The 14,396-nt window shown below is 52.6% G+C and carries 11 protein-coding genes, 1 tRNA gene and 2 rRNA genes; 8 read left to right on the top strand and 6 right to left on the bottom strand.

Features of this window, described 5'->3' with window-relative positions:
- Positions 1-257: 257 nt before the first annotated feature.
- The 3 genes from emrA (at position 258) to AB8809_RS04880 (ending at position 4,379) form a co-directional block, all read left to right on the top strand.
- Entirely contained in the window at positions 258-1,433 is a 1,176-nt protein-coding gene (emrA, locus tag AB8809_RS04890; protein ID WP_015841477.1) for a multidrug efflux MFS transporter periplasmic adaptor subunit EmrA, read from the top strand.
- A 56-nt stretch (positions 1,434-1,489) separates the two neighbouring features.
- Positions 1,490-2,986: a multidrug efflux MFS transporter permease subunit EmrB gene (gene emrB, locus AB8809_RS04885; RefSeq protein ID WP_219607262.1), complete on the top strand. Its 1,497-nt coding sequence runs from the start codon at positions 1,490-1,492 to the stop codon at positions 2,984-2,986.
- Positions 2,987-3,194: 208 nt separating this feature from the next.
- Entirely contained in the window at positions 3,195-4,379 is a 1,185-nt protein-coding gene (locus AB8809_RS04880) for a NupC/NupG family nucleoside CNT transporter (RefSeq protein ID WP_015841479.1), read from the top strand.
- A gap of 182 nt (positions 4,380-4,561) precedes the next feature.
- Here AB8809_RS04880 and AB8809_RS04875 read toward each other — a convergent pair whose 3' ends face one another.
- Together AB8809_RS04875 and AB8809_RS04870 are read right to left on the bottom strand one after the other, a co-directional pair.
- Entirely contained in the window at positions 4,562-5,002 is a 441-nt protein-coding gene (locus tag AB8809_RS04875) for a DUF3574 domain-containing protein (protein ID WP_180779558.1), read from the bottom strand.
- A gap of 67 nt (positions 5,003-5,069) precedes the next feature.
- Positions 5,070-6,218 carry a tRNA/rRNA methyltransferase gene (locus AB8809_RS04870; protein ID WP_015841481.1) on the bottom strand — a complete coding sequence of 383 codons (1,149 nt, stop codon included), beginning with the start codon at positions 6,216-6,218 and terminating at the stop codon, positions 5,070-5,072.
- A gap of 249 nt (positions 6,219-6,467) precedes the next feature.
- On the opposite strand from AB8809_RS04870, the gene trxC reads away from it, so the two are divergent.
- From trxC to AB8809_RS04845, 5 genes are all read left to right on the top strand, one after another.
- Positions 6,468-6,887 (top strand): thioredoxin TrxC, encoded by a 420-nt coding sequence (gene trxC / locus AB8809_RS04865; protein WP_180779559.1) that lies wholly within the window; start codon positions 6,468-6,470, stop codon positions 6,885-6,887.
- 183 nt (positions 6,888-7,070) lie between these two features.
- Positions 7,071-7,784, top strand: a complete 714-nt coding sequence (locus tag AB8809_RS04860) for a tRNA-uridine aminocarboxypropyltransferase (RefSeq protein ID WP_349854419.1) — start codon at positions 7,071-7,073, stop codon at positions 7,782-7,784.
- 33 nt (positions 7,785-7,817) lie between these two features.
- Complete coding sequence (locus tag AB8809_RS04855) at positions 7,818-10,466, top strand: bifunctional acetate--CoA ligase family protein/GNAT family N-acetyltransferase (protein ID WP_349854364.1); 2,649 nt, start codon at positions 7,818-7,820, stop codon at positions 10,464-10,466.
- Positions 10,467-10,655: 189 nt separating this feature from the next.
- On the top strand, positions 10,656-12,011 hold the full coding sequence (gene pssA / locus AB8809_RS04850; RefSeq protein ID WP_349854418.1) for a CDP-diacylglycerol--serine O-phosphatidyltransferase: 1,356 nt from the start codon (positions 10,656-10,658) through the stop codon (positions 12,009-12,011).
- Positions 12,012-12,077: 66 nt separating this feature from the next.
- A complete protein-coding gene (locus tag AB8809_RS04845) occupies positions 12,078-12,401 on the top strand; it encodes a YfiM family lipoprotein (RefSeq protein ID WP_015841486.1) in 324 nt (107 codons plus the stop codon).
- Here the strand turns inward: AB8809_RS04845 and AB8809_RS04840 are convergent.
- The 4 genes from AB8809_RS04840 to rrf (AB8809_RS04825) all read right to left on the bottom strand — a co-directional run bounded on the left by AB8809_RS04840 (position 12,398) and on the right by rrf (AB8809_RS04825) (position 14,362).
- Positions 12,398-13,678: an MFS transporter gene (locus AB8809_RS04840; protein ID WP_349854363.1), complete on the bottom strand. Its 1,281-nt coding sequence runs from the start codon at positions 13,676-13,678 to the stop codon at positions 12,398-12,400. The genes AB8809_RS04845 and AB8809_RS04840 overlap by 4 nt on opposite strands.
- A gap of 320 nt (positions 13,679-13,998) precedes the next feature.
- A 5S ribosomal RNA gene (gene rrf / locus AB8809_RS04835) occupies positions 13,999-14,114 on the bottom strand.
- 38 nt (positions 14,115-14,152) lie between these two features.
- Positions 14,153-14,228 (bottom strand) — tRNA-Thr (locus tag AB8809_RS04830).
- 18 nt (positions 14,229-14,246) lie between these two features.
- Positions 14,247-14,362: ribosomal RNA gene (rrf, locus tag AB8809_RS04825) — 5S ribosomal RNA — on the bottom strand.
- Positions 14,363-14,396: the final 34 nt, after the last annotated feature.

Genomic DNA, 14,396 nt, shown 5'->3' with positions numbered 1-14,396 from the left:
ATCATAGTCGGCACCTTTTTCACCCGGAATGACCCGATGCACATGTATCGGGCAGGTGGGTTTTGCTGCGAAAAATAGGCATGACCTTTCTGCTGTCGCAACGCGCGGCTTAGCAAAACGACAATCTCACGCTACGGGCTAGGCGCACTGAAGGTTCCCCCGGGCGACACAGCAAGATGAATTCATTGCGACTATCGCCAGGCTGCACAGTCTGGTGCGATAGCCGATACAAAGAGAATAAAAAGAGAGAGAACAGCATGAGTGAAAGTGTGGAAAATCAGGTGCCGCAGACGCCCAAAAGAAACAAGAAACAGCAGCGTAAGCGTGTGTTATCGCTGTTGACGTTTATTTTCGTCGTGCTGGGTTGCGCCTGGCTGGTTTACTGGTTCCTGGTACTCAGACACCACCAAAGCACTGACGATGCCTACGTCGCAGGTAATCAGATTCAGATCATGGCGCAGGTCAGCGGTAGCGTCACCCATGTTAACGTCGACAATACCGATTTTGTTAAGCAGGGACAGGTTCTGGTGGAACTGGATCCTACCGATGCGGAGCAGGCGCTTGAACGCGCGAAAACCGGGCTGGCCAACAGCGTACGCCAAACGCATCAGCTGATTATTAACAGTAAGCAGTATCAAGCCAATATTGAACTGCGCCAAACCGAGTTGAACAAGGCGCAAAGCGACTTGAGCCGCCGGGAAGCGCTGGGCAGCGCCAATGCCATCGGGCGTGAAGAAGTGCAGCATGCTCGCGATGCCGTCGCGACCGCCAAAGCCGCGCTGGAAGTCGCCAGACAACAATATCAGGCGAATCAGGCGATGATTCTGGATACCCCGCTTGAGAAACAGCCAGCCATACAACAAGCCTCTGTAGAAATGCGTGACGCCTGGCTGGCGTTACAGCGTACCAAAATCGTCAGCCCGATCGACGGTTATGTCTCACGCCGCAGCGTGCAGATTGGCGCGCGTATCTCTTCGACGTCAGCGCTGATGGCTGTCGTTCCCGCGAATCATCTGTGGGTCGATGCTAACTTCAAAGAGACGCAATTAGCCAATATGCGTATCGGCCAACCGGCTACCGTCGTCGCAGATATCTACGGTGATGATGTGGTGTATCAGGGAAAAGTGGTCGGCCTCGATATGGGAACCGGTAGCGCGTTCTCTCTGCTTCCCGCCCAGAACGCGACTGGCAACTGGATTAAGGTTGTTCAACGCCTGCCCGTCCGTATTGAGCTCGATCCACAGCAGGTTGCCGAGCATCCGCTGCGTATCGGCCTGTCCGCATTGGTTAATGTCGATACCGCCAATGCCGAAGGTAGTGCGCTAGCAGAAACCTCACGCACCACGCCAGCCTACCAAAGTGATGCATTGACGCTGGATCTCACCCCTGTTAACCAGGAAATCAGCGCCATTATTCAGGCGAACGCCGGTTAATCGGGCAGGAGAGAAACGTGCAGAGAGAACCGCTTAAAGGTGCCAGTCTGGCCTGGATGACCGTTGCTCTGTCGCTGGCAACGTTTATGCAGGTGCTGGATTCCACCATCGCCAACGTCGCTATTCCGACCATCGCCGGTAATCTGGGTGCGTCTAACTCGCAGGGAACGTGGGTCATTACCTCGTTTGGGGTCGCTAACGCCATCTCTATCCCTATCACAGGCTGGCTAGCCAAACGGTTTGGTGAAGTCCGCCTGTTTCTGTGGTCAACGGCGCTCTTCGCCCTGACGTCCTGGCTGTGTGGTGTGTCCACCAGCCTGGAAATGCTGATTTTCGCCCGTGTGTTGCAGGGGATTGTCGCCGGGCCGTTGATCCCGCTGTCACAGAGTCTGTTGCTCAGTAACTATCCTCCCGCGAAGCGCAGCATCGCCCTGGCGCTGTGGTCAATGACCGTGGTCGTCGCACCGATCTGTGGCCCGATTCTGGGCGGCTGGATTAGCGACAACTATCACTGGGGCTGGATATTCTTCATCAACGTCCCGCTAGGCATCGCCGTGGTGTTTATTGCTATGCAAACACTGCGTGGGCGAGAAACCAAAACCGAGATCAAGCCCATCGATACTATCGGACTGGCGCTGTTGATCGTCGGTATCGGTAGCCTGCAGATGATGCTCGATCGGGGAAAAGAGCTGGATTGGTTTAACTCGACGGAAATTATCACCCTGACCGTGGTGGCCGTGGTCGCGATAACGTTCCTGATTGTCTGGGAACTCACGGACGATCACCCAGTGGTGGATTTGTCGCTGTTTAAGTCGCGCAACTTCACTATTGGCTGCCTGTGTATCAGCCTCGCCTATATGTTCTACTTCGGGGCGATCGTGCTCTTGCCGCAGCTGTTGCAGGAGGTGTATGGCTATACCGCCACCTGGGCTGGTCTGGCGTCCGCCCCCGTTGGGCTGATGCCAGTCGTGCTGTCACCGATTATCGGTCGATTCGCGCCGCGTCTGGACATGCGCAAGCTGGTGACGTTCAGCTTCATTATGTATGCCGTCTGTTTTTACTGGCGTGCGTACACTTTCGAGCCGGGCATGGATTTCGGCGCATCGGCCTGGCCGCAGTTCGTTCAGGGGTTTGCCGTGGCCTGCTTCTTCATGCCACTGACAACCATTACGCTCTCCGGGCTTCCGCCGGAACGGCTGGCTGCTGCATCGAGTCTGTCGAACTTTACCCGAACGTTGGCGGGATCGATCGGGACGTCGATAACCACTACGCTCTGGACACAGCGCGAATCGCTGCACCATGCACACCTAACGGAATCGATCACACCGTATAACCCGATCGCGCAGGAAACATACCAACAGCTTCAGGCAATGGGAATGAACCAAACACAGGCCTCGGCCTACATCGCAGAACAGATTACTGCACAGGGGCTGATTATCTCCGCCAACGAGATTTTCTGGGCCGCCGCAGCCGTATTCCTGATACTGCTGGTGCTGGTCTGGTTCGCTAAACCGCCCTTTACTACCGGCGGTGGAGGTGGTGGCGCGCACTAGCGCGTCCGCAAACTGTCTTTCCCCTTCCGCCAGCAGCAGGCAGAAGGGGAACCTTCTTTCATCCTCCCCCTTCCCTGATTAATCAGACGCCTCAAACCCCATTCCTGATAGCGCTGTAGCGAATAACGATTTACAGATTCGGGATAAACATATTTTCACATTCCGATTACAATGCGCCTCTTTTTATTCGGGGAATGGTGGTTCTGCTATGTCACAGGTTTTACATTTCATTTTGGCAACGGCGGCAATTTTTTTGCTGGCGTTACTCGTCAGCCACGACAGAAAGCGTATTCGGCTGCGCTTTATTGTTCAGTTGCTGGTCATTGAGGTTTTGCTGGCCTATTTCCTTTTACATTCCAGCATTGGGCTTAACGCGATTAGCTCGTTTGCCGGATTGTTTGAAAAGCTATTATCTTTCGCCAATCAAGGAACCGACTTCGTGTTTGGCGGCATGAACGCACAAGGGCTTTCCTTTATCTTCCTCAATGTGCTCTGCCCTATCGTCTTTATTTCCGCGCTGATCGGCATTTTGCAGCACTGGCGAATTTTACCGCTGATTATCAAAGGGATTGGTACGTTGTTGTCCAAGGTCAACGGGATGGGGAAACTGGAGTCGTTTAACGCCGTCAGTACGCTGATGCTGGGGCAGTCGGAGAATTTTATCGTCTATAAAGGCATCATCGCCGACATGTCGCCACGGCGGATGTACACGATGGCCGCGACGGCAATGTCGACCGTTTCTATGTCGATCATCAGCGCCTACATGACCATGCTGGACGCCAAATACGTTGTTGCAGCGCTGATTCTGAATATGTTCAGCACCTTTATCGTTCTGTCGATCATCAACCCTTACCAGCCTGACGACGAACCAGAACTGAAGCTGGAAAAGCTGCACGAAGACCAAAGCTTCTTTGAAATGCTGGGAGAATACATTCTTGCCGGTTTTAAAGTGGCGATGATTATTATGGCGATGCTGATCGGTTTCGTGGCCTTGATTGCCGCCGTGAATGCGCTGTTCAGCACCGTCTTCGGCGTTAGCTTCCAGGCGATCATGGGCTATGTCTTTTCACCGCTGGCCTGGCTGATCGGCATCCCCTCTTCCGATATCCTGAACGCGGGCAGCATCATGGCTACCAAGCTGGTGGCGAATGAATTCGTTGCCATGATTGAACTGAAGAAGATCGCGGCAGAGATGTCACCACGCGGGCTGGGCATTTTGTCCGTGTTCTTGATTTCCTTCGCCAACTTCGCGTCAATCGGCATTATCGCGGGTGCCATCAAAGGGCTGAATGAAGCACAGGGCAACGTGGTATCGCGCTTCGGCCTGAAGCTGGTTTATGGCTCTACGCTGGTGAGTTTGCTGTCTGCGGCAGTGGCGGGACTGGTGCTATAGTCCTTTATCATAAATAGATAGGTTAAAAACCATCATACTAATGACAGAGTCACATATGAGGGGAAACACGGGGATGAGGTTCCCGCAGGGATGCCTCACCTCGTGGTAGCCCCGAGTATCTCGATCTCATCGCGATGATTTTTGACAATATCATCGGCCCCTGAAAAGGGGCTGATGAAGGATCAGAATGCGACGCAGACGGGCGCATCAATCCGCATGACGGATTCCTGCGCGAAACGTGATTTGTAGGTGGTGCGAAGCGCTTCAATATCGCGCTCTTTATCAGCGCCATGAATCAACATCAGCGCCTTACTGTTCTCCCGGGCAACCACACCATCGTTCCCCAACCATTGTCCTTTGGCATCGAACACCGTGAGCCCTTCTTTAAAGCGTGGCGTTACCTCGCCGTCCAGAAACGCTTTCCACTCAGCCTCGGAAATCACCGGGCCAGCAGGACGATTCAAACCAAAATAAAGCGTGGTCTGTACCTGCTTGTCGCCAATCTGACACGCCTCAGCAGCCGGTGCAGCGGCAACAGCAGTGGATGAGCGCGGTAGCGAACTGCAACCGCTTGCCAGTAGTGCGCCCAACAGCAACGATACCGCGATAACTTTCTGCTTCATCAATCGTTCTCTCATCCGTGGTTATGCCTTCTCAGGGGGCATTCCCCCTGAGAATCGACGCGCGCTATCAGGCCTGGTTCTGTCGCCACCACTCGGACAGCAAAATGCCCGTTGCGACCGAAATATTCAGACTTTCAACCTTACCAGTACCGCCGATAGAGACTTTTACATCACCCTGTTGCCAGGCGCTATCTGACAGGCCATCCCCTTCCTGACCCAACACAATCACGGTTTTCGCCGGAAGCGTAGCTTGCGATAAGGCAGTGCCTTTATGGCTGGACGTGGTCACGATGGTGTAGCCAGCACGGCGGAATTCCGCCAGCACAGACAGGAAATCGTCAGCGTTAATCGCTTTAACGTGTTCCGCACCGCCTTCCGCCGTACGCACGGCCGCGCCAGATTCCAGCAGCGCCGCATCCTGCACCAGAATACCTTTCACGCCGAAATGCGCGCAGCTGCGCATAATGCCGCCGAGGTTGTGCGGGTTACCCACATCTTCCAGCGCCAGCACACAGTCGTGCTCGTCAGCCGTTTTCAGGTACTCACGCACATCCAGTCCCTGACGCTTCTTAATCAGGAAGCAGACGCCACCGTGGTGTTCAGTACCGGAAGCCTTGATCAGCTCTTCCTCTTCCACAACGTGGTAAGCCTTGCGGTTTGCTGCCATCCAACGCAGTGCATCGCGGAAACGCGGCGTCACTTCCTGCAGGAACCAGGCACGAACAATCACCTCAGAGCGATTTTTAAACAGCGCCTGACAGGCATTTTCACCGTAAACACGTGTTTCTTCCTGACGCTGGCGGCGCAGTTGCTCAGGATCGATCTGGCTTTTGCCTGTAATTCCGCCGTGATCCGGCGTTTCACTGTCGCCCGGCGCACGAGACACGGTTTTCCACGGAGATTCATAACCGCCCGTCTCTTCACCGCGCGGGCGGCGAGGACGATCGCCGCTGCGTTCGTTACGATCTTTATTGCCCCACGGCGTTTTATTGCTATCGCCGTCGCGGGACGGATTTTCCCGGGCATAACGCGGGTTAACGTCGCGCGGATGCTTCGGCTTTTCACGCTGATCCCGTGAACCACCGCCATCACGTCGATCGCCACGGCGATCTTTGTCAGCAGGGCGCTTGTTTTTATTCTCTTTCTCGCCCTCATCATCACTGCGGACGTACATCACACGGACTTTGCCGCTTTTACTATTGAATGAATCGCTCATTGTTTTCTCCACCTACGCGCTGGGCGCGAAGATTACCTTATGTACACCCGCTTAGCCACACGCTTGTGGTAAAAGAGCGCTAACAGTCAGAAGCTATTGTAGCTATTGGGCAAACCACGTTGTTGCCATAATGTCTCCCCACCATAATTTATTCACGCTTAAGCAACATGCCGTTGACTTTCTAATGCCGCGTTACGCGCATTTTATCAGCGACATCTCTATTTTAGCCCTTTTATCTGAGGCCCTGTTATGAATACGGTATGTGGATCTTGCCAAACAACCAATCGCCTGCCAGAAGCGCGTATTGATGACCATGCAAAATGTGGTCGCTGCGGAGAAACCTTATTCAGCGGTGACGTCATCAATGCCACAGAAGCGACGCTCGATAAACTGTTGCAGGACGATCTTCCGGTCGTGGTCGATTTCTGGGCGCCCTGGTGCGGCCCTTGTGTCAACTTCGCCCCCGTGTTTGAAAACGTCGCGCAGGAGCGTAATGGGAAAATCCGCTTTATTAAGGTCAACACCGAAGCCGAACCGGCACTCAGCGCACGTTTCCGCATCCGCAGCATCCCAACCCTCATGATCTTCAAACAGGGCCAGATGGTCGATATCCTCAATGGCGCGTTGCCAAAAGCACAGTTTGAGGAGTGGCTGGACGAATCGCTGTAGAGAATTGGGATAAGATCGCGAGGCATTATTGCCTCCTCCCCTTTTGGTCAATCCGCCTGTCGATTAGAATGTCGCCTTTCGGAACCTGCTTCCCTATCATTACAACGAAGCAGGTTCGTTGCAAAATCTCATGGCGTCACCTATTTCATGATCAACCATCCTTTAATGGTCAACCGTCCCCTCATGGACAATGCCGTACTCCGCCTGCGTCAACAGCGCCTTGAACAGTCAACCAAGCCGTTCCGCGCCCGTGGCTGTCGCGTAATACGCTGCCAGCAGTGTTTATTGCCCGCGACCAACTGTCTGTGCCACACCATTCAGGCGCAGCAATCCCGCAGCCGCTTCTGTCTGGTGATGTTTGATACCGAACCGCTAAAGCCGAGCAATACCGGGCGTCTCATTGCCGATATTCTTCCTGAGACTCAGGCGTTTCTTTGGTCACGCACAGAGCCCGACCCTCAGTTGCTTGCGGCTCTGCAAGATCCTGATGTTCAGCCTTATCTGGTTTTCCTTGCCGATGCGGCAGAAGAAGGACGTCAGGTATTTCAGCAGTTCCCCGTAACGGAAAAGCCCGCCCTGTTTGTCTTGCTTGATGGCACCTGGCCGGAAGCACGTAAGATGTTCCGCAAAAGCCCCTATCTGGACAATCTGCCGATCCTGTCGCTGAATGTAGAGGCACTTTCCCGCTATCAGTTGCGTGAAGCCAGTAGCGCTGGACAACACTGCACCGCCGAGATTGCCATTGCCCTACTCGCTCAGGCAGGCGATACGGTCGCGGCTGACGCGCTATCGCAGCATTTCGACCGTTTTCGACGACACTATCTGGCAGGGAAATCACACCACAGCGTGCGGGAAAGTTTACCCATCGTCACAGCACAACCGGTGGAAAGCGTTTAGTATCAAAGAGGATTGATGTGTAAGGAGTGACGCATGAGCCAGCGCGGATTGGAAGCACTGTTACGCCCTAAGTCTATCGCCGTTCTCGGCGCGTCAGAAAAACCGGGACGAGCCGGTTTCCTGATGATGAAAAATCTGCTGGACGGCCATTTCAGCGGTCCAGTCCTGCCTGTTACGCCGAAATATCGTGCCGTTTGCGGCGTGCTAGCCTATCCGACGGTCGCCAGCCTGCCGATGACACCCGACCTTGCCGTGATTTGTACCAACGCCAGCCGTAATCTGACGTTGTTAGAGGAACTGGGGCAAAAAGGCTGCAAAACTGTCATCATTCTCTCTGCGCCACCGACCCAATTCAGCGAATTAAAGGCCTGCGCCGTGCGCTACCACATGCGCCTGCTTGGCCCCAACAGCCTCGGGCTACTCGCCCCCTGGCAAGGCCTGAATGCCAGTTTCTCCCCGGTCCCGATTATGAAAGGCAAACTGGCGTTTATCTCGCAGTCAGCCGCCGTGTCCAACACGATACTGGACTGGGCGCAACAGCGCGGTATTGGCTTTTCCTATTTTATCGCCTTGGGCGACAGCCTGGATATTGATGTCGATGACCTGTTAGATTTTCTGGCCCGCGATGGCAAAACCAGTGCAATTCTGCTGCATCTGGAACACATCAGCGATGCACGCCGTTTCCTTTCCGCTTCCCGTAGTGCCTCACGAAATAAACCCATACTGGTGATAAAAAGCGGGCGCAGCCAGCAAGCACAACAACTGCTCAACGACCAGCGCCACGGTCTGGATGCCGCCTATGACGCGGCCATTCAACGTGCAGGCTTGCTGCGGGTACGGGATACCCATGAGCTTTTTTCCGCGGTGGAAACCTTAAGCCACCTGCGACCACTGCGCGGTGAACGCTTGATGCTGGTGAGCAACGGTGCGTCGCCAGCCGCACAGGCGCTGGATCAGCTTCTTAGCAGACAGGGCAAGCTCGCACAGCTTAGTGATGCGACCCGACAAGCGCTACAGGACGCCTTACCGCAGGCCGTCACTATCGGCAATCCGCTCGATCTGCAGGATGATGCGACGGCCGCTCGCTATCTGGCCGCGGTTTCTGTCTTACTGGACGGTGACGACGTCGATGCACTCTTGATCATTCACGCGCCCAGCGCCGCCGCGCCCAGCACCGATTGCGCAGCACAGTTGATTACGCTCTTCCAACAGCATCCGCGTGGGAAAAGAATTACATTACTGACCAACTGGTGTGGCGAATTCTCCTCACAGGAAGCACGACGCTTGTTTAATGACGCCGGCATTCCGACCTATCGCACGCCGGAAGGTGCGGTAACGGCATTTATGCATATCGTCGAATATCGGCGTAATCAGAAACAGCTAAAGGAAACCCCAGCGCTGCCACAGGATTTAGGCATTAACGCGAGTCAGGCGCATGCTCTGATTCATCAAGCTCTGTCGGATGGCGTCACTCAGCTCGATACGCATGAAGTTCAGCCCATCCTGCAAGCCTATGGTTTGAATACCTTACCCACCTGGATTGCTGGCGACAGTGCAGAAGCCGTCCACATTGCCGAGCAGATTGGCTATCCGGTCGCGATTAAACTGAGATCGCCAGATATTCCGCATAAGTCGGAAGTTCAGGGTGTCATGCTATACCTGCGAACCGCCAGAGAGGTCCAGCAAGCGGCAGACGCCATTCTCGACCGGGTAAAACGCACCTACCCGCAGGCACGCATTTACGGCCTGCTGGTACAGAGCATGGCAAATCGCGCCGGTGCGCAGGAACTCAGAATTGCCGTCGAGCAGGATCCCGTTTTCGGCCCGCTGATTATGCTAGGAGAAGGTGGCGTTGAGTGGCGAGAAAAGCAGGCCGCCGTCGCACTGCCGCCGCTGAATATGACGCTGGCGCGCTATCTGGTGTTGCAAGCGGTAAAAGGCGGCAAGATTCGCGAATACAGCGCCCTGCGTCCGCTGGATATTCCCGCGCTCAGTCGCTTGCTGGTTCAGGTTTCCAACCTGATTCTCGACTGCCCTGAAATTTCCCGACTAGACATTCATCCCCTGCTGGCGTCTGGGGATGCATTTACGCTGCTGGATGTTACGCTGCATCTGACGCCATTCAGTGGCGATCCCCAGTCAAGGCTGGCAATACGCCCCTATCCCCATGAGCTAGAAGAAACCGCCATCCTCAAAAATGGTGAGCATTGCCTGTTCCGGCCGATCTTGCCGGAAGACGAACCGCTGCTCAGTTCGTTCATCGCAAGAGTGACGAAAGAAGACCTGTATTATCGTTATTTCAGCGAAATTAATGAATTTACTCACGAAGACTTAGCCAATATGACGCAAATTGACTACGATCGTGAGATGGCATTCGTGGCCGTACGCCAAGTCGGTGAAGAGACAGAGATTATTGGCGTGACGCGCGCGATTTCCGATCCGGATAATACGGATGCGGAATTTGCCGTGCTGGTGCGCTCCGATCTAAAAGGGCTGGGTCTTGGCAGACGGCTGTTGGAAAAGCTGATTGATTACGCCCGGGCGCACGGTCTCTTCCGCTTGACCGGCATTACCATGCCGCATAATCAAGGTATGATCCAGCTATCCAAAAAGCTCGGTTTTCACATCGACGTACAATTAGAAGAGGGTATTGTGACGCTGGAATTGCCGCTGAAAGGCTGATCGCACGACGTGACATGGCTCTTGCAACGGGAATTGTTATAGCAAAACAGGATCACAACAGCCGAAAAGTAATGGTATTATCGCCCATTCGGCTACTCCTTAACTTTTGATAATGACCAGAAGGTCATATACCCTAGTGCAGCTCGAAGTATGGTGGGTATAAACTGATGAGAGAAGAAACGCACTGTGATGCTGTCAAATTTTAAACGCAACAAATACCAACAGCACCTTGCACAACTGCCCAGAATCCCTCAGACCGCAGATGATGTTCAGACGTTGCATTCGCCTGAGCTTTTCCGCACGACGCTGATTAACGCTATTTTGAGCGCTAAAAAACGCATCTATATCGTGGCGTTGTATCTTGAGCGCGATGACGGTGGCATGGGGATTCTATCCGCAATTTATGAAGCCAAACGGCAGTGCCCAGAACTGGATGTCCGCGTTCTGGTAGACTGGCATCGTGCTCAGCGTGGCAGGATCGGCGCAGCGGCAGAAAATACCAATGCCGATTGGTATTGCGATATGGCGAAGAAACATCCAGACACGCATTTTCCTATCTACGGCATTCCTGTCAACACACGTGAAGCGTTGGGTGTGCTGCATCTGAAAGGGTTTATTGTCGATGACACGGTCATCTACAGCGGGGCCAGCCTGAATGATGTTTATCTGCATCAGCATCAGAAGTACCGCTATGACCGCTATCAGTTGATTCATAATCCGGTGTTGGCTGATACGATGGTGCAATATATCCAGACAATGCTGTCAGCCCCGGCAGTGCAGCGGTTAGATCATACCGATCGCCCGAAGAGCCTGGAAATCAAAAATGATATCAAACAGTTCCGTCAAACGTTGCGCACCGCTAGCTATCAGGCTCCGGAACACAGCGCGGATGCGAACGAATTAACCGTCACGCCGCTGGTCGGGCTAGGAAAACAAAGCCCGCTGAATAAGACCATACATCATCTGATGTATTGCGCTGATGAGCATCTGGTCATCTGTACCCCGTATTTCAACCTGCCAGCGCTGCTGGTCAGAAATATCATCCGACTATTGCGGGACGGCAAGAAAGTAGAAATTATTATTGGCGATAAGACCGCTAACGATTTCTATATTCCAGAAGATCAACCTTTTAAGATCATCGGGGCGTTACCGTATCTCTATGAGATCAACCTGCGCCGCTTCCTGAGTCGTCTGGAGCGCTACATTGAGAATCAGCAGCTTGTTGTTAGGCTGTGGAAAGACGGCGACAACAGCTTCCACCTGAAAGGCATGTGGATCGATGACAAATGGCAACTGCTGACGGGGAACAACCTTAACCCCCGAGCGTGGCGTCTGGATCTGGAAAATGCCATTCTGATTCACGATCCTCAACAGGTTCTATTACAGCAACGTCTGGACGAGCTGGATAAAATCAGGACACACACTCACATCGTAAAAAGCTATATGGAACTGGAGAGCATCGCGCAATATCCGGTGAAAGTCCGTAAGCTAATACGACGTCTGCGCCGTATTCGTATCGATCGGCTCATCAGTCGCATTCTCTAAGACTCACGCTATACTTTGAAAAACCTCGGCTTCCGGGGTTTTTTATTATCTATAGGGAGAGGTTCCATGCGCTTACTGTGCGTTGCTGCAATAATGTGCTGCTCTGGATGTAGCCACATTGCGCAAGATCGCTGGACAGGTCAGGATAAAGCCCAACATTTTCTCGCCTCAGCCGCCATCAGCGCCGCCGGGTATGAATATGGCACTCATCAACGCTGGAGTTCAGATCGTAGCGGAGGGTTCGGTATTATGTTGTCAATTAGCCTCGGTATGGCAAAAGAGCTTTATGACAGTCGGGAAGGCGGAACAGGATGGAGCTGGCAGGATCTCGTTTGGGATGTAGCCGGTGCAACCACCGGCTATGCGCTATGGCAATTATCTGAACACTAAAGCTTCATCCCTCTACCTTTACGATGCAGCGTTAATGACACAATAAACGCAATCGCCCCCATCACCGAGACATACCAGAAGAACGTCGTTTCCATGCCAAAGGATTTCAGCGAAAGCGCAACATACTCCGCCGAACCACCAAACAATGCATTAGCCACGGCATAAGATAACCCAACACCTAACGCACGAACTTCGGGCGGAAACATTTCTGCTTTTAAAATACCGCTAATAGAAGTGTAGAAACTGACAATAATCAGTGAAAGCATCACCAACGAGAAGGCAATAACAGGGCTCGTCACACTTTGTAGTACCGTCAGAATGGGAACCGTCAGCAGTGCCGCAAGTCCGCCGAAACAAAGCATTGAGCTGCGACGACCAATCTTATCCGACAACGCACCAAAGAACGGCTGCAGCAGCATAAAGATAAATAGTGCGAGGGTCATTAACCCGCTCGCGGTTTTCGCATGCATTCCTGCCGTATTCACCAAATACTTTTGCATATAAGTGGTAAACGTATAAAAGGCTAAGGAACCACCGGCCGTAAAACCCAGTACGGTAATAAAAGCGCGGCGATGTTTCCACAACCCAGCAAGCGAACCGGCATCTTTATGTTCGCGGGTTGATTTATCAGACGTTTCATTCAGAGAGCGGCGTAAATAAAGTGCAACAATCGCCAAAATAGCGCCGAGAGCAAAAGGAATACGCCATCCCCAGGCATGTAAATCTTCATCACTCAGAATCTGCTGCAATATCACAACGACTAATAGCGCCAGCAGTTGACCACCAATCAGCGTGACATATTGAAAAGAGGCATAGAATCCCTTTCTTCCTTCAACGGCAACCTCACTCATATACGTTGCACTGGTACCGTATTCCCCACCGACAGAAAGGCCCTGAAATAAACGAGCTAATAGCAGCAAAAATGGAGCCCAGGTGCCAATAGTTTCATATCCCGGCAAACATGCAATAACCAGAGATCCAAAGCACATCATGCAAACCGAAATTAGCATTGAATTTTTACGACCATGCTTGTCAGCAATGTAACCGAAAAGCCAACCGCCAATCGGTCTCATTAAAAAGCCTGCTGCAAAAACCCCTGCTGTTTGTAGTAATTGAGTGGTGGTATTTCCCGAAGGAAAAAAGATATGGGCGAAATAGATTGAGCAAAAGGAATACACATAAAAATCAAACCACTCAACCAAATTGCCCGATGAAGCGCCAACTATAGCCCGGATACGCTGGCGCGTATCTTTCGCATTTTCCGTTAGATCAGTCATCCTATTTTATTCTCCTGTTTTTCCGGACATAAAACGATGCCCGCTATAGTAAAGCAGCACTTAAACCTTGAGGCAAAAAGTTCCTGATTGTAATAATTTATTAATGTAACAACCTGACCCAATATCATTAATGTTCTTTAGCTGAAATACGGATAAATAGCGCAGCAACAACCAGAACATTATTATGAAGTTAGTTATTATTGAATGAGTTAATAAGGAGATAAGCGGAATCTATTCAGGTAAAAGGAAAGAACTAATATTCTGAAATAGGAATAAACAAAAGGCCATCCCGTTAAGGATGGCCTTTTGTTTTAATTGATACCTGGCAGTTCCCTACTCTCACATGGGGAAGCCCCACACTACCATCGGCGCTACGGCGTTTCACTTCTGAGTTCGGCATGGGGTCAGGTGGGACCACCGCGCTATCGCCGCCAGGTAAATTCTTTTTTTAAGCCGAACATTAACCCAAATAACTGGTGCTGATACCCAGAGTCGAACTGGGGACCTCACCCTTACCAAGGGTGCGCTCTACCAACTGAGCCATATCAGCGCACCTGTATAATTTGATGCCTGGCAGTTCCCTACTCTCACATGGGGAAGCCCCACACTACCATCGGCGCTACGGCGTTTCACTTCTGAGTTCGGCATGGGGTCAGGTGGGACCACCGCGCTATCGCCGCCAGGCAAATTCTGTTTTATTCCGACCGTTACTTAACAT

The organism is Pectobacterium aroidearum (assembly GCF_041228105.1).
Taxonomy (GTDB): Bacteria; Pseudomonadota; Gammaproteobacteria; order Enterobacterales; family Enterobacteriaceae; genus Pectobacterium; species Pectobacterium aroidearum.
The sequence above is the reverse complement of the archived record's forward strand: the minus strand, read 5'-3'. Positions and strand labels throughout refer to the sequence as shown.